Annotated in this window: 17 protein-coding genes; 5 read left to right on the forward strand and 12 right to left on the reverse strand. The window is 72.9% G+C overall.

What is annotated here, in order from left to right; translation table 11 throughout:
- Window positions 1-11: 11 nt before the first annotated feature.
- The 11 genes from J2X63_RS03000 to J2X63_RS03050 form a co-directional block, all read right to left on the reverse strand.
- The gene (locus J2X63_RS03000) at window positions 12-1,217 is read right to left on the reverse strand and encodes an alpha-L-fucosidase (protein ID WP_309973749.1); all 1,206 of its coding nucleotides are present in this window, start codon (window positions 1,215-1,217) and stop codon (window positions 12-14) included.
- Window positions 1,214-1,909, reverse strand: a complete 696-nt coding sequence (locus J2X63_RS03005) for a hypothetical protein (RefSeq protein WP_309973751.1) — start codon at window positions 1,907-1,909, stop codon at window positions 1,214-1,216. Before J2X63_RS03005 ends, J2X63_RS03000 begins: the two co-directional genes overlap by 4 nt.
- Before the next feature lie 8 nt (window positions 1,910-1,917).
- Window positions 1,918-2,838 carry a carbohydrate ABC transporter permease gene (locus J2X63_RS03010; protein WP_309973753.1) on the reverse strand — a complete coding sequence of 307 codons (921 nt, stop codon included), beginning with the start codon at window positions 2,836-2,838 and terminating at the stop codon, window positions 1,918-1,920.
- A complete protein-coding gene (locus J2X63_RS03015; protein WP_309977772.1) occupies window positions 2,835-3,749 on the reverse strand; it encodes a sugar ABC transporter permease in 915 nt (304 codons plus the stop codon). The genes J2X63_RS03010 and J2X63_RS03015 overlap by 4 nt, the downstream gene beginning before the upstream one ends.
- Window positions 3,750-3,929: 180 nt before the next feature.
- Window positions 3,930-5,234 (reverse strand): ABC transporter substrate-binding protein, encoded by a 1,305-nt coding sequence (locus J2X63_RS03020; protein WP_309973755.1) that lies wholly within the window; start codon window positions 5,232-5,234, stop codon window positions 3,930-3,932.
- Window positions 5,235-5,386: 152 nt separating this feature from the next.
- Window positions 5,387-6,352, reverse strand: coding sequence for a family 43 glycosylhydrolase (locus J2X63_RS03025; protein WP_309973757.1), 966 nt, complete (start codon window positions 6,350-6,352; stop codon window positions 5,387-5,389).
- Between the two features lie 5 nt (window positions 6,353-6,357).
- Window positions 6,358-7,452 carry a Gfo/Idh/MocA family oxidoreductase gene (locus tag J2X63_RS03030; RefSeq protein WP_309973759.1) on the reverse strand — a complete coding sequence of 365 codons (1,095 nt, stop codon included), beginning with the start codon at window positions 7,450-7,452 and terminating at the stop codon, window positions 6,358-6,360.
- Entirely contained in the window at window positions 7,445-8,206 is a 762-nt protein-coding gene (locus tag J2X63_RS03035) for a cupin domain-containing protein (protein ID WP_309973760.1), read from the reverse strand. Before J2X63_RS03035 ends, J2X63_RS03030 begins: the two co-directional genes overlap by 8 nt.
- A complete protein-coding gene (locus tag J2X63_RS03040; RefSeq protein ID WP_309973762.1) occupies window positions 8,203-9,126 on the reverse strand; it encodes a PmoA family protein in 924 nt (307 codons plus the stop codon). Before J2X63_RS03040 ends, J2X63_RS03035 begins: the two co-directional genes overlap by 4 nt.
- 53 nt (window positions 9,127-9,179) lie before the next feature.
- Window positions 9,180-10,268, reverse strand: a complete 1,089-nt coding sequence (locus J2X63_RS03045) for a M24 family metallopeptidase (protein WP_309973764.1) — start codon at window positions 10,266-10,268, stop codon at window positions 9,180-9,182.
- The gene (locus J2X63_RS03050) at window positions 10,265-11,275 is read right to left on the reverse strand and encodes a LacI family DNA-binding transcriptional regulator (protein WP_309973767.1); all 1,011 of its coding nucleotides are present in this window, start codon (window positions 11,273-11,275) and stop codon (window positions 10,265-10,267) included. Before J2X63_RS03050 ends, J2X63_RS03045 begins: the two co-directional genes overlap by 4 nt.
- A gap of 190 nt (window positions 11,276-11,465) precedes the next feature.
- Between J2X63_RS03050 and J2X63_RS03055 the strand changes: the two genes are divergently transcribed.
- From J2X63_RS03055 to J2X63_RS03075, 5 genes are read left to right on the forward strand one after another with little or no spacing between them, the layout of a single operon-like run.
- Window positions 11,466-12,422, forward strand: a complete 957-nt coding sequence (locus tag J2X63_RS03055; RefSeq protein ID WP_309973769.1) for an NAD(P)-dependent oxidoreductase — start codon at window positions 11,466-11,468, stop codon at window positions 12,420-12,422.
- Entirely contained in the window at window positions 12,419-13,396 is a 978-nt protein-coding gene (locus J2X63_RS03060) for a 5-dehydro-4-deoxyglucarate dehydratase (RefSeq protein ID WP_309973771.1), read from the forward strand. The genes J2X63_RS03055 and J2X63_RS03060 overlap by 4 nt, the downstream gene beginning before the upstream one ends.
- Window positions 13,393-14,505, forward strand: a complete 1,113-nt coding sequence (locus J2X63_RS03065; protein ID WP_309973773.1) for a mandelate racemase/muconate lactonizing enzyme family protein — start codon at window positions 13,393-13,395, stop codon at window positions 14,503-14,505. The genes J2X63_RS03060 and J2X63_RS03065 overlap by 4 nt, the downstream gene beginning before the upstream one ends.
- Complete coding sequence (locus J2X63_RS03070; protein ID WP_309973775.1) at window positions 14,502-16,013, forward strand: aldehyde dehydrogenase (NADP(+)); 1,512 nt, start codon at window positions 14,502-14,504, stop codon at window positions 16,011-16,013. The genes J2X63_RS03065 and J2X63_RS03070 overlap by 4 nt, the downstream gene beginning before the upstream one ends.
- Window positions 16,014-17,177 (forward strand): MFS transporter, encoded by a 1,164-nt coding sequence (locus J2X63_RS03075; protein ID WP_309973777.1) that lies wholly within the window; start codon window positions 16,014-16,016, stop codon window positions 17,175-17,177.
- Between the two features lie 212 nt (window positions 17,178-17,389).
- Here J2X63_RS03075 and J2X63_RS03080 read toward each other — a convergent pair whose 3' ends face one another.
- Window positions 17,390-18,730, reverse strand: a complete 1,341-nt coding sequence (locus J2X63_RS03080; protein WP_309973779.1) for a Gfo/Idh/MocA family oxidoreductase — start codon at window positions 18,728-18,730, stop codon at window positions 17,390-17,392.
- Window positions 18,731-18,904: the final 174 nt, after the last annotated feature.

Below are 18,904 nucleotides of genomic sequence, written 5' to 3' on the forward strand. Positions count from 1 at the left end.
GCCGGCGCCCGTCAGGCGAGGAGCGCGATCGTGATGACGGGGCGGCCGTCACGGGCGCGCACGGATGCCCCAGGGCGGTCCGTGATCGCCACGACACCGTCGGGCGTGGCCCAGGCGCGCCACCACGCGGCATCCGTCACCTCGAGCTCGCCGCGGTCGAGCACCCGTCGCCCGATCGTGTGCGGCTTGATCGCGGTCATCCACGACGCCACGCCCTCGAGCGTGCGACGCTGCACCGGCGGGATCTCGCCCGCCGCGGTCGGGCCGACGTTGAGCAGGAGACGTCCGCCCCGCGACACGACGTCGGCGTAGAGGCGGGCGAGCTCGCGCGGCGAGAGGGTGAGCGACTCGTCCTCCACCCGGTTGTAGCCGAACGAGAAGCCGAGGCCGCGGCAGTGCTCCCAGCCGGCGTCGGCCTCGTTCGACGTGCCGTGGTCGTACTCGCTCGTGCGGTAGTCCCAGACGTCGGCGCCCCAGCGGTCGTTCACGATGCCCTCGGGCACGACCGCCCGGTAGTGCGCGAGCAGCGACGCGATCGAGCGCGGGCCGGGCACCTTGCCCGCGTCGGGCCAGTCGATGTCGTTCCAGATGAGGTCGGGCCGGTAGCGGTCGACGAGGTCGGCGACGTGGCCGAACGCGTAGGCGTGGTACGCGGCATCCGTCGGCCGCAGCGCCTCGACGTCGGCGCTCGACCGGTGCGGCGGGAAGTCGGTGACCGCCCAGTCGAGGCCGCCCGAGTAGTAGACGCCGAACCGCAGGCCCTCGGCGCGCACGGCGTCGGCGAGCGGGGCGATCAGGTCGCGTCGCGGTCCGCGGGCGACGGTCGTGAGGTCACCGGAGCCCGGGGCGTCCCACAGGGCGATACCGTCGTGATGCTTCGTGGTGGGCACCACGTAGTCGGCCCCCACCGCGCGGAACAGCCGCGCCCAGTCGGCGGGGTCGTACGCCTCGGCGCGCCAGTCGTCGAGGAATCGCTCGTAGGGCGCACCGCCGTACTCGCGGGCGTGGTGCTCGGCCGCAGGCGACCCCTCGATGCGGATCGTGTTGGCGTACCACTCGGCGTAGGCGTTGTGCGCGAACCACTCGTCGTCGGGCACCGCGCCGAGCGCGCCCGTCGGCTCGGCCCAGGCCGGCACCGAGTAGGCGCCCCAGTGCACGAAGATGCCGAGGCTCGCGTCGCGCGCCCAGCGCGGGAGCGGCCGGCGGGAAGCGGTCATGCGTCGAGGCGGGTGCCGGTGCCGGCGCCGGTGCCATCCGTCTCCACGCCGCGGCGCGGGCGCTCGGGCACCGCCACGATCGCGAGCGCGATGCAGCCGAGCGCGGGGATCACGAGCGGCACGAGCTGCCAGGTGACGACGCCCGCGAACACCGCGGTGGCGACGAGGTAGGCGGCGCCCGCCGGGTCCTGCCGCACGGCGGCGGGCACGCCCTTGAGCGCGCCGAGCCAGCCGAGCTCGGGCGTCCATCGGCCGGCCGCGACGAAGAGCGCGAGCGCCAGGGCGGCGAGGCCGAGCCAGCCGACGATCCCGACGACGGGGCCACCGGGCAGCACGCCGGATGCGGCGAGGTCGACGTCGAGCGCCAGCACGGCGGCGGCGACGACGGATGCCACGCCCACGCCGATCCCGCCGACGAAGGAGGCCCGCACGTCGCGCCAGAACCAGGTGAGCGCGTCGTCGTCGGCCGTGAGGTACCGCCGGAGGTGCCGCACCCCGGCCGCGAGGGCGGCCGGGAGGGTGATGATCGGCAGCGAGACGACCGCGACGAGCACGCCGATGAGCAGCACCTCGCCGAGTAGCCCGAACGCGCTCTTGGCGCCCGGGAACCTCGCCGTGGCCGCGCCGTCGTGCGTCGGCCCGCTGCCCGAGAGGGCGGCGCGGCGTGCGGCGCGATCGGTGGCTCGCGACATCCGCCGACCTAGCCCTTGAGTCCCTGGGTGGCGACACCCGCGACGAGGAAGCGCTGGAACACGATGAAGAAGATCAGGATCGGCACCAGGGCGAGGAACGACACCGCGGCGGTCGCCCCGTAGTCGGACGTCGACGTCGCGTCGTTGTAGAGCCGCAGCGCGATCGGGAGCGGGTACTTCTCGGGCGAGTTGATGTAGAGCAGCGGGCCCAGGAAGTCGTTCCACGTCCAGATGAACGTGAAGATCGCGCTCGTGATGAGCGCCGGCTTGATGAGCGGGAGGATGATCGAGAAGAAGATCCGGATGTGGCCGGCGCCGTCGATGCGAGCCGCCTCGTCCATGTCGCGTGGGATGTTGCGGATGAACTGCACGATCAGGAAGACGAAGAACGCCTCGGTGGCGAGGAACTTCGGGAGGATCAACGGCCAGTAGGTGTCGACCAGCTCGAGCTTATTGAAGAGCACGTACTGGGGGATGATGATCACGTGGAACGGCAGCAGCAGCGTGCCGATCATCGCCGCGAACAGCACGCCCACGCCGCGGAACTTGATGCGGGCGAACGCGTAGGCGGCGAGCGCCGACGAGAGCACCGTGCCGATCACGGCCATGATCGCGATGAAGAACGAGTTCGCGAAGAACCGCCACAGCGGAGTGCCGGCGATGCCCTCGACGACCTTCGTGTAGTTGTCGAACGTCGGGTTCTCGGGGATCAGTCCCGGGTTCTGGGCGAACTCGCTCGACGGCTTGAACGTCGACAGGAACAGCCAGAGCAGCGGGTAGAGCACGATCGCCGTGAACGCGAGGAGCACCACGAACCAGATGACCGTGTTGATCGTGCGGCGCTTGACGCGACGGCGAGGCTGGGTGGAGGTGCCGGGCTCGAGGGCGTTCTCGACGACCTCGACGCGGGGGGCTTCGAACGTGGTCATCGGTTCTCTCCGGCGTAGTGCACCCAGGACTTCTGGGTCTTGAACAGGATGAAGGCGATGATCGCGACCGCGATCACCAGCACCCACGCCATCGCCGAGGCGTAGCCCATCTGCAGGTCGGCGAAGCCGCGCTTGTAGAGGTAGAGGGTGTAGAAGTTCGTCATGCCGGCCGGGCCGCCCGAGCCGTTCGAGATGATGTATGCCGACGCGAAGACCTGGAAGGCGTTGATGAGCTCGAGCAGCAGGTTGAAGAAGATCACGCTCGAGAGCATCGGGATGGTGACGTTGCGGAACTTGTGCCAGGGGCCGGCTCCGTCGACCTCGGCGGCCTCGTAGAGCTCCTGGGGGATCTGCTTGAGGCCCGCGAGGAAGATGACCATCGGGGCGCCGAACTGCCAGACCGCGAGCAGGATCATCATCGGGATGACGAGCTGCACGTTGCCGACCCAGCCGCCCAGGTCGATGCCGAAGAAGCTCAGGCTGTTGTCGACCGGGCCGTCGTTGGAGAACATCGCGCGCCACACGATCGCGACCGACACCGACGCGCCGATGAGCGATGGGGCGTAGAACGAGGAGCGGAAGAAGCCGCTGCCGCGGTCGCGGTAGTTCAGGAGCATCGCGATGCCCAGTGCGGCCGCGAGCTTGATCGGGGTGCCGACCAGCACGTAGACGAGCGTGATCTGCACCGACTGGATGTAGTTCGGGTCCTCCGTGAACATGCGCACGAAGTTGTCGAAGCCGATCCACTCGGGTTCGGTGAAGAGGTTGTACTTGGTGAAGGCCAGGTAGAGCGAGAAGACCATCGGCCCGACCGTGAGGCCGAGGAATCCGATCAGCCACGGCACGAGGAATCCGTACCCGGCCGCGGTCTCGCGACGGACCGCTGCTCGCCTGCCGGCGGTGGAGGGGATCTTGCCGCCCTCTGCTCGGCGGACCTGCCGCAGCTCCCGCCGGACGCTTCTCGACCCGGCGGATGCCGTGACGATCGATTCGGTTTCCGTGCTCACGTGATTCTCCGGTTCCTCGAGAAACAGTACTCCGGGCCCGGCGGGGCGTGGCGCCCCACCGGGCCCGGAACGACTGCTCAGGTGTTACTGGTTGAGGACGACGTCCATCTCGTTGAAGAACTGCTCGACGGCCTCGTCGACGGTCAGGGTGCCGAAGCCGAGCTCCTGGCCGAGCTGGCGGAACTTCTCCTCCAGGCTGCCGTAGCCGACGATCGGCACGGGCGGGGCGTCGCCGAGGCGGTCGGCGATGGAGTCCTCGTAGTCGCTGATCTGCTGGCCCAGCGGGTCGAGCTCAGCGCCCTCGAGCATGGTCTTCGACGCGGGCAGGCCGCGGTTGGTGCCGAAGATCGCGCCCGCCTCGGGGCTGTTCACCAGGAAGTTCACGAGCGTGGCCGCGGCCTCGGGGTGCTTGGTGGTGGAGGCGATCGAGTGCAGCATCGACGGCTTGAGGTAGAGGTCCTTCGCGCCCTCCTCGGTCACCGGCGGGGCGACGAGGCCCAGCTCGGTGTAGCCCTCGCCGAGATTGCCGAGGTAGCCGGCGCCGAAGTTGTCCCAGGTGAGCTCGCTCGTGGTGAGCGCGGCGTCGAAGCCGGAGACCGGGTAGATCTCCTCGAGTCGCTGCTGCGGGATGGTGTTGGCGCGCACGTCCTCGCCCTGCTCCCAGAACGCGGCGAGGTCCTTCTCGGTGAAGTTCGGCTCACCGTCTTCGGTGAAGAGGTCCTCGCCCTTGGCGCGCTGCTGGATCTCGAAGTTCTGGATGCGGCCGGTGTAGTCGGTGCCGCCCCAGAGGGCGCCGCCCCCGGCTTCGCTGACCTCGGCCATCCAGTCGGAGTAGTCCTCCCAGCTGCCGCCCTCGAACTCCTCGACGCCGACCTGCTCGAGCAGCTTCGGGTTCGTGAAGAGGCCCCACGCGTTGGTGGAGGTGGGGATGCCGGTGGTCTCGCCGTCGACGACGCCGATCTGCAGGATGTTGTCGGCGAGGGGCTCGGTGTCGATGATGTTGCCGAGGTACGGCTCGAGGTCGAGCAGGAGCCCGTTCTCGGAGTACTGGCGCAGGTACGAGTAGTCGAACTGCATGACGTCGGGCAGGCCGCCACCGGCCGCCTCGGTCTGGCGCTTCTCCCAGAACTCGGGGAAGCCGAGGAACGAGGAGTTGACGGTGATGTTCGGGTACTCCTCGTTGAATGCGGCGATGGCCTCGTCGTAGAGCGCGGCACGAACGTCGTTGCCCCAGAAGGCGAGGTTCAGCGTGACCTTCTCGTCGGGGTCGTAGGTCGCGGCCGCCTCGCTGCCGCCGCTGCCGCCCGAGCAGCCCGTCAGCACGAGGGCCGCGCTCGCGGCGACCGCCGCTGCGGCGGCCGCCATGCGGCGCTTGCGAATGTTGAACATCGTTGTCCTCCCGGGATGAAAACGTCTCTGTCTGCCTGGTGCATGTCACGCCATGGGAAAGCGCTTCCCCAAAGATAGCCCAGGCAGGCAGGTGGGTCAACTGAATCCAGAAAATCGTTTCAATTCGTTATCGGATGCCGCAGCGGCGCCGGTCACACCGAGCGAATCACCCGGTCAAGTGAGGTTTCGGCCGTCAGTGCATCGCGGATGCACACGAGCCGATCGTCCACGACTCGCAGCGGCGCCGAGAACACGGCGCTGAGCCGGGCCGCGGAGTCGTCGCTGGAGCCGAGTTCCGAGCCGTCCCAGTGCGGGTGCGTGAAGTAGTACAGCACGGCTTGGTCGCCCTCGACGACCACGTCCCCGTGCCGGCCGAACGTCGCGTCGCCGGCCCGTGACCCGGGCGCGCCGAGGATCACGTCGTCGGGCCCGCCCTGGCGCTGCCACGTCACGGCGTCGCGCGACCGGTGGACGCCCATGCCGCGCCACTCGTCGACGAGCATCCACCACCAGCCGCCGAGCTCGAAGACGTTCGGCCCCTCGTGCGGCCGGTCGCCGATCGCCCGGCCCTTGACCCGCCAGGCCGCGAGGTCGTCGCTCACCGCGACCCACGTCGTCGAGTCATCCGCCTCGTCCTTGTACCAGAGCCGCCACCGCCCGTCGGGGCAGTGCGCGACGCAGGCGTCGATCACCCGGTCACTGCTCAGGGCGAGCTCGCCGACGACGCTCCAGTGCTCGAGGTCGTCGCTCGCGTACTCCACGATGCGGCGCGGATGGCCCTCCCACCGGTCGGGGATGCCGTCGATGACGGTCAGGTACATGCGGTACCGCTCGCCGTCGTCGATCACCTCGGGCGCCCAGTGCGTCTCGTCGCCCGCGCCGAGCTGCAGTCCGGCCGGGGTGCCGGCGTACCGCCAGTCGCGTGCGTCGGCCGAGCGGGCGATGCCGATGCGCGACCCGTGCACCCAGGCGACGCCGGGCTCGTCGACGGTCGCCCGGCGTTGCGTGTAGAACATCCACCACTCCCCCGTGTCGCGGTGGCGGATGACGGTCGGATCGGTCGCGCCGTCGTACACCGGGTCGTGGAACAGCGCGTGGTCGGTCGCCTCCGCGGGCATCCCGGTCACCCCCGGCGCAGGTCGCTGATCGGGCTCTCCAGGCTCCGCCGCCGGTCCACGTCGTCGCGCAGGGTCGCGGGAGTGACCAGGGCGCCCGACGCCGCCGAGGAGTAGATCGCCGTGACGATCTCGAACGAGCGAACGGCATCCGACGCCGTCGACGGCAACGGCGCGCCCGACTGCAGCGCCGTGTAGATGTCGCGCACGAGCGGCCCGTGCCCGCTCGCCTCCTCGACCTCGGGAAGGGCCCAGCCCGCGGCCGTCGCGGGGTCGACGTGCGGAGCCGGGGTGATGCGCCAGTGCTCGTGTCCGTGCCCGTAGAGGTGGTCGACCGTGACGGTGGCGAGCTCGGTGTCGATGCGGATCGAGCTCGTCTCGCGCGGCGAGAGGGCACTGGTGATGACGGATGCCACGGCGCCGCCGGCGAACGAGACGACCGCCGTCGACACGTCCTCCATCTGCGTCTCGCGATCGAGGCGCCAGAGCTGGCCCTGCACGCTCGCCCAGTCGCCGAGGAGCCAGGCGAGCAGGTCGATCTGGTGGATGCCGAGGCCGAGCGTCGGACCGCCGCCCTCGGTGGCCCACTTTCCTCGCCACGGCACCTCGAAGTAGGCCGGATCCCGGAACCACAGGGTCTGGCACGTCGCGACGAGCGGCCGCCCGAGCGCGCCCGAGTCGAGGAGGCCCCGCACGTGCGCCGCGGCTGAGCCGGTGCGCTGCTGGAACACGACGGCGAGGCGGCGGTCGTTGCGGGTCGCGGCATCCGTCATCGCGTCGAGCTGGTCGAGCGAGAGCGCAGCCGGCTTCTCGCAGACGACGTGCACGCCGGCATCGAGGGCGGCGATCGCCTGCTCGGCGTGCACGCCCGGCGGGGTGCACACGTGCAGCACGTCGATGCCGCCGTCGGCGAGCAGCGCGTCGAGCGATGCGGCGGTCGACGGCACGCTCCACCGTTCGGCGAAGGCGCGCGCGAGCTCGGGGTCGCGGTCGACGACGGCGACGAGCTCGGCGTCGGCGGTGGCGGCGATGGCCTCGGCGTGCGCGTTGGCGATGGCGCCGGTGCCGACGATCGCGGCGCGCAGCGGGGTGTGCTCAGGCATGGGATTCCTCCACGGGGTCGGTGCGGTAGGTGCGCAGGCGGCCGCACATGCCGAAGGCGTCGGCGGCCGGGGAGCTCGCGACGCGGGCGCCGGCCAGGCCGGGGTCGCGCCCCTGGTCGAGCGCGTCGAGTCGCCGCCTCGTCTCCTGGGCGGCCGCGAGCGCGCCGGAACGCCAGCGCTCCCGCCACTCGGGCGCGCGCGGTGCCACGAGCGCGACGGCGCGGGCGTGGAGGCGGGCGAGCCGCTCGGGGTCGAGGTGCCGGTCGTCGACGGCGCCGCCGACGAAGAGCGCGCGGAAGCCCTCGACGGCGAGGTCGCGGCGGGCGAGCGCGGCGTCGAGGCGGTCGGCATCGGGTCGGTCGGCGGCCGGCAGGGTCGCGGCGGCCCGGTATCGGTCGGCGTCGGCGAGCACGTCGTCGGGGAAGGTCATGACGGCGTCGCCGGCCTCGGGCAACCCGGCGTTCTGCATGACGACGCGCACCTCGAGGTCGCCGCCGTCGTTGACGACGCGGTGGATGACGCCCGGCTCGAACCACACGAGCGAGCCGGGCTCGAGCGGATGCTCCGCGAAGCCCGACCCGTCGACGGTCTGCAGGCGCCCGTGTCCCGCGACGACGACGTAGGCCTCGGCCGAGACGGTGTGCAGGTGCGGCGTGCCGCCCGGCAGCCCGTCGGAGGCGCGGCCGCCGTAGACCTCGAGCACGCTGACGGAGGTGGCGCCGGGAAACGCGGGCCGGCTGGCGCCGGCGCTCATGGTTCGCCCAGCAGGTCGCGCAGCCCTGCGGCCCCCGCGGCGGCGAGATCGCTCGCGCGCACCTGGTCGCTCCCGCCGTCGGCGATCACGACGCCGTACCGCAGCACGAGGGTGTCGCCGGCCGCGACGGTGTGCTCCTCGCTGAAGAACGGTGCGGGGCAGATGCAGGCGAACTCCTCGCTGCGGGCGAACCACTGGGTGGGGTGCTGCACGTTGCCCGGGTCGTCCATCATCACGATGGTCGAGGCCGCACCGCTGCCGTCGTGCCGTCCGCTGAAGCCCATCCACGGGGCGCGCATGCCGCGGAGCTCGTCGCCGCCCGCCACGCCGGGCGCGAGCAGGTCGCCCCCGGTGAACGAGCGCGGGCCGCGCCAGAAGAGGCCCCCGTAGCCGGCGTTCTCTCGGCCCCGGGTGGTCGGCGACCCGATCGGGACGTCACGATGCGACACGTTGCGCATCCGCGTCTCGAAGGCGAGCAGCCACGCCTCCTCCCCGTCGAGCAGAGTCGCGCCGATCGTGCGCCGCTCGTCGAACACGGTCCCGCCGGCCTCGGTCACCCAGTCGAGGCGTTCGACGAGGCGGACGCCGGGCGCGGCATCCGATCGCTCGTCGAACGCCCGGTGCAGCTGGCTGCCGTTGTTCGGCAGCTGCACGTAGCCCTCGCCCGACACGAAGGTGGGGCCGCCCCAGAAGTTCTCGTCGCCGACGACGGGGAGCGACCAGGCGATGCCCTTGTGCCACACATGGTCGTGCGGGCGGAAGAGCGACACGAGCTCGCCCCCGCGGGTGCGGACGGGGCTGAGATAGGGGCGCGGCGATTCGAGCTGCACGTCGCTGGGCCGGTGCACGTACTCGGCGAGCACCACGTCGTCGTCGAGGATGAGCACGCGGTCGTCGCGCTCCTCGGTGCGGATGGGCATCTGGCTCCTCGGAATCGTCGTCGATCGGCAACGGGTCGCGCGATGGGAAAGCGCTATCCCAAGCCTACACGGACGAGCTGGATCGGTCGAGGCCGGCCTGCGACCTCGATGGTCGGCCAGCGCGGATCGACCGTGAGCGCCTCGACGCCCGACGCGGCCACCAGGACCGTGTCCTCCACCTTCGCGCCCGGAGCCGTGGGATTCCACGCGAACGCGTGCCGCGCCTGCACCAGGTCCTCCACGGCCGCGGTGGCCCGCGGGTCGCGACCCGCGTAGCCGGCCGCGCCGCCCTGGTGATGGCGCCGCCACTCCTCCGCGTCGAAGCCCGCCGCGCCGTATGCCGCGATGCCCTCCTCGAACGCCGCGCCGATCGTGCCGCCCACTCGAGTGCCGTCGAGGAACTCGGCCTCGACGTCGAGGATGCGCCGCTCTGCGTCGGCCTCGATCGCCGAGGCGCCCCACCGCACCCAGCGGGTCGCGTTCGCGATGAGGCCGTGCCGCCGCCCGCACACCACGAGCATCGCCCGGTCGCCGATCGGCGCGGCGGTGGGCAGCGGATGCCGGTGCGCGAGCCTCGATCGTCCGGCGACGAGGGTCACGAGCGGGTCGATCCCGCGCGCGACCAGGTCGCCGGCGAGGCGGGCGGCGACCTCGCGCTCGGTGTCGGACCGCCGGGCGCCGGTCGCGGCATCCGTCAGCGCCTCGGCGACCTCCCGGCAGAGCGCCCGGTATCGGTCGAGCTCGGCGGGCAGGAGGCCGGCACGGGCCGCGCGCAGGCCTTCGGCGGCGTCGGCCTCCTCGAGCTCGGCGATGCCCGCGGGCGCCAGCGGCTCATGCCACGGCACCTCGGTGACCGTGAGCGCGGTGCGGCCCGGGTCGCCGAGCTCCTCGCTCCGCAGGCGGTCGGCCTCGTTCGCGAACATGCGGAGCTCGTCGCCCGAGCGCGACACGACCACGGCGAGCACCGGGTCGCCGGCGAGCGAGACGTGCGTGCGCGCGCCGTCGAGGTACCAGGCGAGCGCCGTGTGCGACCGGAGCACGATCGACGCCGCGCCGCGCCGGTCGAGCAGGTCGAGCACGCGGTCGCGCTTCGCGGCCCGGTCGGCGTGAGACGGCGCCGACGCTGACGCTGACGCGATCATCGCACCGGTCCCGTGGAATCGCGCACCTCGAGTCGCGGGCGGAACAGCACGGTGTGCTCGATCGGACCGCCGGCGATGAGCGTGCGCAGCCGGGCCCACACCTGCCCGCCGAGCTCCGCTCGGGGCACCGACATGCTCGTGAGGCTGGGCGTGGCGTACTCGGCCATGGGCACGTCGTCGAAGCCGGCGATCGACAGCTCGCCCGGCACGTCGATGCCGAGGCACCGCAGGCGGGTGAGCAGTCCGAACGCCACGAGGTCGTTGAAGGCCATGATCGCCGTGGCCCCGTTCCTGCTCGCGCCGAGCACCGCCTCGGCCACCGCGTAGCCGTCCTCCAGCCGCGAGCCGCCCGGCACCACGTCGATGCGCAGCGAGGGGTCGGCCCGCTTCGCCTCATCGACCCCGCGCAGGCGCTCGGCGTTCGACGCGCTCGAGGCCGGCCCGCTCACGTAGGCGAGATGACGGTGCCCGAGCCCGCGCAGGTGGTCGACGAGGTCGCGGATGCCGCGCACGTAGTCGATGCCCACGATCGGCACGTCGGCATCGGGCAGGGAGCGATTGACCACGACGACGGGGGCGAGCGCGGCGACGAGGCGCCGGAGGCGCTGCTCGGGCATGCGCGGGGCACACAGCACGAGCGCGTCGCAGCGATGCCGCGCCTCGACGGCGGTCGCCTCCTCGTCCTCGACCCGCTCGGCCGTGTCGGCCACCATCACGCGGTAGCCGTCGGATGCCGCAGCGAGGCTCAGTCCCTTGAGGATGCCTTGGAACAGCGGGTTCTCCAGGTCGGGCACGACCATGGCGATCGTGTCGTTGCGGCCGTGCACGAGGCTGCGGGCGGCGACGCTCGGCGAGTAGCCGAGGGTGGCGATCGACGCCTGCACGCGACGGACGATCTCGGGATCCACCGACTGCTTGCCGTTCAGCACCCGCGACACCGACGCCTGCGAGACGCCCGCGTGCATGGCCACGTCGGCGATCGTCGTCGCCCGGCTCCGCTCGCGCATCGCGCCCCCAAAGGTCTCGTGTCGACGCGGGCCGGCCGGCCGGGCTCGGGTCGTGGTGATCGGAATGCCGCGGCTCGCGCGTCCTCCGGGAAATCGGTTCCCCAGTCTAGCCGCTAACTTGCCGCAGAGCCCAGTGGCGACGTAGTCTCAAGCACAGAAAGCGGTTTCTCAACTCGCCTCTGGAGGGCACATGCACGTGGTGGTCACCGGCTCATCGGGTCGGCTCGGGCGCAGCGTGTGCGCCGGGCTCGCGGCATCCGGCCATCGGGTGATCGGCGTCGATCGGGCTCCCGCCGGGCTCGACGGCGTCGACGAGCGCGCCCTCGACCTGCGCGACGAGCCGGCGACGGCGCGGCTCCTCGCCGAGACCCGGCCCGACGCCGTCGTGCACCTGGCCGGCATCGCGGTGCCGTTCAGCGCGCCCGAGCGCGACATCCTCGTCACGAACACGACGCTCGCCCACACGGTGCTCGCCGGAGCGGCCGCCGCGGGGGTCGGCCGAGTGCTCGCCGCCAGCAGCCCCACGGTCATCGGCTACGGAGCGCCGGGCTGGCACGCGGCATCCGTGCCCCTCGACGAGGCGCACCCCGTCGCGCCCGCCAACGCCTACGCCCTGTCGAAGGTGGTCATCGAGGAGACCGTGCGCATGTTCGCGCGCACGGCCGCGGGCGCCTACGGGTTCTTCCGGCCGTGCTACGTGATCTCACCCGAGGAGTGGGCCGGGGCGCCCACCCAGCAGGGCCACACCATCGCCGAGCGACTCGCCGACCCGGCTCTCGCCGCCGTCAGCCTGTTCAACTACCTCGACGCGCGCGACGCCGCCGGGTTCGTCGATGCCTGGCTCGCCGCGCCGGCCGACGTCGTCGACGGCGAGGGCTTCTTCGTCGGCGCGGCCGACGCGCTCGCCACCCGGCCGGTCGCCGACCTGTGGCGCGACGTCGCGCCCGGGCTCGGCGAGGGCGCCGACGCCCTCGGCGGCACCAGCCCGGTCTTCTCGATCGACAAGGCCGCGAGGCTGCTCGGCTGGCGACCCGAGCGCGACTGGCGCAGCGAGCTCGCCGCGGCCGCCCCCGAGGTCTCCCCCGCCGCCGCGCTGGCCGCAGCCACCGACCTGACCACCCTGCAGACCGAATCGAGCCCCGCATGACCGCACCCGCATTCGACTTCGACGGGGTCCTCTTCTTCCCCGTCACGCCGTTCGACGCCGCCGGCGCGGTCGACCACGATCTGCTCGCCGAGCACGTCGTCTCGCGACTGCCGTTCGGCCCCGGGGGCGTCTTCCCGGCGTGCGGCACGGGCGAGTTCCACGCGCTCTCGGCGCGCGAGGCGATCGACGTGGTGCGCACCACGGTCGGCGTGGTCGACGGCCGCGTGCCCGTCATCGCCGGCGCAGGCGGCCCGCTCGGTCACGCGATCGAGCTCGCCCGCGGCGCCGCCGAGGCGGGCGCCGACGGACTGCTCCTCCTGCCGCCGTACCTGGTGTCGGGCACCACGGCCGGACTCGTGGCATGGGTCGAGGCCGTGGCCGCGGCATCCGACCTGCCCGTGATCGTCTACCACCGCGGCACCGCCCGTTACACGGCCGACGCGGTCACCCGGCTCGCGCAGAACCCCAAGGTGGTGGGCTTCAAGGACGGCACCGGTGACATCGGGCTCGCGCAGGAGATCGTGCTCGCCGCCGAGGCCACCGGGCGCGACCTGCAGTTCTTCAACGGCCTGCTCACCGCCGAGCTCAGCCAGGGCGCCTTCCGCGGCATCGGCATCCCCCTCTACTCGTCGGCGGCGTTCGCGATGATCCCCGAGGTCGGCGCGCTGCACTACCGCGCCTACACCGACGGCGACGAGGCGACCCGCATGCTCCTCCTCCGCGAGTTCTACACGCCGCTCGTGCGCCTGCGCGACGAGACGCCCGGGTTCGGCGTGTCCCTCATCAAGGCGGGCCTGCGCCTGCGCGGCCTCGACGTCGGATCCGTGCGTCCGCCGCTCGTCGACCCCGCGCCCGACCAGGAGCGCCGGCTCGGCGAGATCCTCGACACCGGACTCTCGCTCGTCGAGCGCATCGGCACGGCGACGGATGGCGCGGGCCGGGCCGCCGCCTCCCTCGAGACGGCGGCGCGGTGACCACGACGATCCGCCGGATCGCCACCCGGGCCATCCGCGTGCCGCTGTCGCGCCCCTGGGGACCCGACGTGCGCGACCTGTCCCTCGTCGAGGTCGTCGTCGAGGACTCAGCGGGCGACATCGGCCACGGCTTCTCGTGGACGCCGCAGATCGGGGCGGCCGCGGTGCGGGCGCACCTCGACCACGACATCGCCTCGTTCGCCCTCGGCCGCGACGCCGACGCCGAGTCGCTGTGGCAGCCGCTCTGGCTGCACCTGCACGAGGGCGGCGGCGGTGGCATCACGACGATCGCGATGGCGGGGCTCGACCTGGCGCTCTGGGACCTCGCCGCGCGTCGTGCCGGCCGCGGCATCACGGACCACCTCGGTCGCCGGCACGAGACGGCCGAGGTGTACGGCAGCGGCGTCAACCTGCACTACCCGCTCGACGAGCTCGTCGCCCAGGCCGAGCGCTGGGTGGCCGCGGGCTTCGACGCCGTGAAGGTCAAGGTCGGCAGCCCCGACCCCGGCCGCGACGTCGAGCGCATCCGGGCCGTTCGCGACGTCATCGGTCCCGACCGCCGGCTCATGATCGATGCGAACCAGCGCTGGACGCTGGAGCAGGCCGAGCGGGCGATCGGCGAGCTCGCCGCGTTCGACCTCGCCTGGATCGAGGAGCCGCTGCGCGCCGACGACCTCGCCGCCCACGTCGCGTTGCGCCCGCGCATCGAGGTGCCCGTCGCGCTCGGCGAGAACCTGCACACCCGCTACCGGTTCGCCGAGTTCATCGACGCCGGCGTCGTCGACGTCGTGCAGCCGAACATCGTGCGCGTCGGCGGCATCACGCCGTTCCGCGTGATCGCCGGCCTCGCCGCCGGCCGCGGCGTCGACCTCGCCCCCCACCTGCTGCTCGAGCTCTCGGCGCAACTCGCGCTCACCCTCCCCGGGCACCACCTCGTCGAGTCCGTCGAGGACGCGTCGTTCGAGTCGCTCGGTGCGCTCGCGGCGCCCTCGCCCGTGGCCGTCGACGGCCACGAGGTGCGCACGACGGGGCAGACTGGAATCGGCATCCGCTTCACCGAACCCCGAGCGGATGCCGCGGCATCCGCCCATCGCACGGAGGAATCATGACCGTCACCACCGCCACGAGTGTCGCCGGCTCCACGGCGACCGCCGTCGCCGGCGCCTCGCCCGCCGACGTCGACGGAGCCGCCCGCGCCGCGCGCGCCGCGTTCGCGACCTCCGTCGCCTCCACGGCCGCCGAACGCGCCACGTGGCTCACCGCCGCGGCCGACGCGCTCGACGCGGCATCCGACGAGCTCATCCCGCTCGCCGACGAGGAATCGCACCTCGGCACCGCGCGGCTCACCGGCGAGCTCGCGCGCACCACGTCGCAGCTCAGGCTGTTCGCGTCGGCCGTGCTCGAGGGCTCGTACCTCGAGGCGACCGTCGACCACCCCGACGCGACCACGATCCCGCCCCGGCCCGACCTGCGGCGGATGCTGCGCCCGCTCGGTCCGGTCGCCGTGTTCGGCGCCTCGAACTTCCCCTTCGCATTCTCGGTCGCCGGCGGCGACACCGCCTCGGCCCTGGCCGCGGGCTGTCCCGTGATCGTGAAGGGTCACTCGGCGCACCCGCGACTCTCGCGCCGCACCGCCGAGATCGTGGCCGCCGCCCTCGCCGCCGCCGGAGCACCCGAGGGCGTCTTCGGGCACGTCGAGGGCCGCGAGGCCGGCGTGGCGCTCGTGCAGCACCCCGAGGTGCGCGCTGTCGGCTTCACCGGCTCGCTGCACGGCGGACGCGCGCTCTTCGGCCTCGCGTCGTCGCGACCCGACCCGATCCCCTTCTACGGCGAGCTCAGCGCCGTGAACCCCGTGCTCATCACGGCGGCGGCCATCGACGCCCGGGCCGTCGAGCTGGCCGCTGGGCTCGCTGCGTCGTTCACGCTCGGCGTCGGCCAGTTCTGCACCAACCCGGGTGTGGTGTTCGTGCCGGCCGGCTCGGGCTTCGCGTCACGGGTGGCGGCGGCCGTCGGGCAGCCGGGTGCCGTGCCCATGCTCACGGACGGCATCGCCGCGGCCTTCGCCGACGGGCTCGCCGGCCTCGCGGCCCATGACGGGGTGGTGGTCGTCGCCGGCGACGCGGTGCAGCAGCCGGGCACCGGCGCGGCCGTGGTGCTGTCGACGACGACGGACGCCGTGCTCGCCGATCCGCAGGCGCTGCTCGCCGAGTGCTTCGGGCCGGCCACGCTCGTCGTCGAGTACGACGACGTCGACGACGCGCTCGCCGCGATCCGCACCGTCGGCGGCAGCCTCACCGCGACCGTGCACGCGGAGCCCGGGGAGGACCTGGGCGACATCCTCGCGGTGCTCACGGAGATCGCCGGGCGCGTGCTCTTCGCCGGCTGGCCGACCGGCGTCGCCGTCAGCTGGGCGCAGCAGCACGGCGGCCCGTGGCCGTCGACCACGTCGATCCACACCTCGGTGGGGGTGACGGCGATCCGGCGGTTCCTCCGTCCCGTCGCCTACCAGGACGCGCCCGATGCCGCCCTGCCGCCCGAGCTCCGCGAGGACAACCCGCTCCGCATCCCCCGCCGCGTCGACGGCGTGCTGACCCTTCCGGACGCGCCGGCGGGCTGAGTGGGCGTCGCGGCGTACCTCGCCGCCGCCACGCCTCCGCGGCTGGCGGTGGGCGGCATCACGGTGGCGATCCCCGTGCTCGCCGTCGAGCAGCTCGGCGACGTGGCGCTCGGCGGCCTGCTCGCGGCGGCGGCCCTCGGGCCGAGCATCGTGGCCGCGCCCGTGGTGGGTGCGGTGCTCGACCGCACGCGGCATCCGGGCCTGCTCATGGCCGCAGCCGGCCTCGTGACCGCCGCCGCGTTCACCGTCGCGGCGTTCCTCGGCGTGCTGCCCGTCTGGGTGGTCGCCCTCGCGCTCGTGGTCGCCGGCACGGCGGTGCCGTTCCTCATGGGCGGGCTGTCGAGCTTCGTCACCGAGGTCATCCCGGACGAGCGCCGGGCGTACGCGGTGGACGCGCTCGCCTACAACCTCGGTTCCGTCGCTGGGCCGGCGGCGGTGGCGGCCGCGACGGCGCTCGGATCGGCCCGTCTCGCGACGCTCATCGTGGCCGCCGGCGCCCTGATCGGCGCCGTGGCCACCTTCCCGCTGCGCCTGCGACCGCTCCCCGGCGAGCCGCACGGCTCGATGCTCGCCACCATCGCGGCGGGCTTCCGCCACATCGCCACGCACCGTCCGCTCGCGATCGTCACGACGAGCGGCACGCTCAGCCAATTCGGCGCGGGCGGCCTCTCCATCGCCGCGGTCGCCCTCGCCGTGCACCGCAACGGCGAAGCCGCGCAGGGCGCGATCATCGTCACCTCGTTCGCCATCGGCGGCCTCCTCGGCGCGCTGTGGAACTCCGCGTCGCCCGTGCGCCGGCCCCCCGAGCTCGTGATGGGCCTCGGCTTCGCCGCCACCGGCGTCTTCACGGTCATCGCCGCGGCCGACGTGGGCCTGCCCTGGACCATCGTCGCGATCGGCGTGTCGGGGCTGTTCACCGCGGCGAGTTCCGCGGCGATGCTGCTCATCCGCAAGCAGCAGAGTCCGCCGACGCTCCGGTCGCAGGTGTTCACCGTCGGCGCCGGGCTGCGTGCGGCGGCCGCCGCCGCGGGCGCCGCCGTCGCGGGCCTCGCGTCGGGCTTCGGCGCCGAGGCCCTGCTCGTGATGATCGGCCTGGTGTGGATCGCCTCGGGCGCCCTCCTCCTCGGCTACCCGAGGCACGCCCCCGCGATCGACGCCGCCTGACGCTCGCCCTCCCTCACCGGAACGCCGTTGCCCGCCGAACGGAACACCGTGGCCCGCCGAAATGGAGGATGAATTCGTCCACACGCCGCTGCTACCACTGCGACGCGCCGTCCGCGGCCGACTTCTTCCTGCATTTCGGCACCGGGCGGCCCGCGCGTGAGCGAGCGGATGCCGCGGCGTGCGGCCGCGGCATCCGCGCTGTCGCGTCGTGGCTAGACCCCGAGCTCGAGGTCGGCGATGCGCACGGGCTCGCCGGTGGCGAGCGAGAGGTTGCCGGCGATGCCGACCGACACCGCCTTGACGCCGTCGGCGTAGCCGGCCACCCGACCGAGCGGCGCGTCATCCGTCACCCGGTCGAAGAGGTGCCGCAGCAGGTAGGCGTCGCCGCCGCCGTGGCTGCCGATGCCCTCGGGGATCGGCACGACGCGCGCGCCCTCCCAGTGCCGCTGCACGACGAGGCGCTCGGAGTCGGGCCGCACCCGGTCTTCGGGCGAGGCATCGGGGTGCATGCTCGGGTCGACGACGACGCGGCCGTCATCGCCGATGAGCACGGCGCCGCGCTCGACCACCTCGAGCTCCGCCCGTCCCTCGGTGCCGTTGACGGTGACGCGATAGCCCTCCCACGGCGCGTGCGCGTTGAGCGAGTAGCTCATCGTCGCGCCGCTGTCGTAGTCGACGAGGGCGGCGAGGTTGTCCTCGATGGTGATGCCTGCGTCGAACACGTCGCGGTCGCGGAGGTAGCCGTCGTGCTGCTCCTGGTCGAGGTAGAGCTCCTTGAGTCGCTCGTCGGCGGCGAGGTCGAGGGCGAATGGGTCGCCGGCCGCCCCGGTTCCTCGCGATGGCCGTGCGCCCAGACCGCGCGCCGCTGCGTTCTCGGCGCCGTAGAACCGCAGCCCGCCGCTCGCGAAGACGCGCACGGGCGTCGCCGCGATCCACCAGTTCACGAGGTCGAAGTGGTGCGAGGCCTTGTGGATGAACAGGCCCCCCGAGTTGGCCTTCTGGCGGTGCCAGCGGCGGAAGTAGTCGGCGCCGTGCACCGTGTCGAGCGCCCACTCGAAGTGCACCGACGTCACCGCGCCGATCTCGCCGTCGGCGATGACCTGCCGCAGCGTCGAGTTGCGCGGGCTGTAGCGGTAGTTGAACGTGGTGATGACCTCGCGGCCGGTCTCGGCGATCGCGGCACCGATGCGGCGCACGCTCTCCGCGTCGATGGTGAGCGGCTTCTCGACGACGACGTCCGCCCCCGCGCGCAGGGCGCGCACGACGTAGTCGGCGTGGGTGAAGTCGGGCGTCGTGACGATGACGCGGTCGAGCCGCTCGTCGCGGATCATCCGCTCGAGGTCGTCGACGGAATGCCGAGCGGGCACCGGATGCCCCGCCGCCACGACCTGGCGCTCGTAGACGTCGAGCCGGCCCGGGTTCACGTCGCTCCAGGCCACGAGCTGGGCGACCTCGGGTACGCGTTCGGCTCCGAGCTGGGTGCCGGTGAGCGCGCCGATGTACATGCCGGCCCGGCTGCCCGTGCCGATGAGTCCGTACCGCTCCTGCGCCATCGCTGCTCCACTCGGATCTCGGGAGAAAGCGCTTCCTCCGCGGCATCCCATCACTGGGGAATGACTGCGGGATGAATCGGGAAAGCGCTATCTCGGATTGCTACCATTTGTACCAGTACCCGCACTCACGGCCAAACGTGCCGGACCGACGTGGAGGCCGCGGGGTAGAGTCGC

It is taken from the genome of Agromyces sp. 3263, from assembly GCF_031456545.1.
Lineage (GTDB): Bacteria > Actinomycetota > Actinomycetes > Actinomycetales > Microbacteriaceae > Agromyces.

What these genes read in the sequence shown, in the direction of transcription:
- J2X63_RS03000 (WP_309973749.1), bottom strand. Translation starts at nt 1,217, where the DNA reads ATGACCGCTTCCCGCCGGCCGCTCCCGCGCTGGGCGCGCGACGCGAGC.
- J2X63_RS03005 (WP_309973751.1), bottom strand. Translation starts at nt 1,909, where the DNA reads ATGTCGCGAGCCACCGATCGCGCCGCACGCCGCGCCGCCCTCTCGGGC.
- J2X63_RS03010 (WP_309973753.1), bottom strand. Translation starts at nt 2,838, where the DNA reads ATGACCACGTTCGAAGCCCCCCGCGTCGAGGTCGTCGAGAACGCCCTC.
- J2X63_RS03020 (WP_309973755.1), bottom strand. Translation starts at nt 5,234, where the DNA reads ATGTTCAACATTCGCAAGCGCCGCATGGCGGCCGCCGCAGCGGCGGTC.
- J2X63_RS03025 (WP_309973757.1), bottom strand. Translation starts at nt 6,352, where the DNA reads ATGCCCGCGGAGGCGACCGACCACGCGCTGTTCCACGACCCGGTGTAC.
- J2X63_RS03030 (WP_309973759.1), bottom strand. Translation starts at nt 7,452, where the DNA reads ATGCCTGAGCACACCCCGCTGCGCGCCGCGATCGTCGGCACCGGCGCC.
- J2X63_RS03035 (WP_309973760.1), bottom strand. Translation starts at nt 8,206, where the DNA reads ATGAGCGCCGGCGCCAGCCGGCCCGCGTTTCCCGGCGCCACCTCCGTC.
- J2X63_RS03040 (WP_309973762.1), bottom strand. Translation starts at nt 9,126, where the DNA reads ATGCCCATCCGCACCGAGGAGCGCGACGACCGCGTGCTCATCCTCGAC.
- J2X63_RS03045 (WP_309973764.1), bottom strand. Translation starts at nt 10,268, where the DNA reads ATGATCGCGTCAGCGTCAGCGTCGGCGCCGTCTCACGCCGACCGGGCC.
- J2X63_RS03050 (WP_309973767.1), bottom strand. Translation starts at nt 11,275, where the DNA reads ATGCGCGAGCGGAGCCGGGCGACGACGATCGCCGACGTGGCCATGCAC.
- J2X63_RS03055 (WP_309973769.1), top strand. Translation starts at nt 11,466, where the DNA reads ATGCACGTGGTGGTCACCGGCTCATCGGGTCGGCTCGGGCGCAGCGTG.
- J2X63_RS03060 (WP_309973771.1), top strand. Translation starts at nt 12,419, where the DNA reads ATGACCGCACCCGCATTCGACTTCGACGGGGTCCTCTTCTTCCCCGTC.
- J2X63_RS03070 (WP_309973775.1), top strand. Translation starts at nt 14,502, where the DNA reads ATGACCGTCACCACCGCCACGAGTGTCGCCGGCTCCACGGCGACCGCC.
- J2X63_RS03080 (WP_309973779.1), bottom strand. Translation starts at nt 18,730, where the DNA reads ATGGCGCAGGAGCGGTACGGACTCATCGGCACGGGCAGCCGGGCCGGC.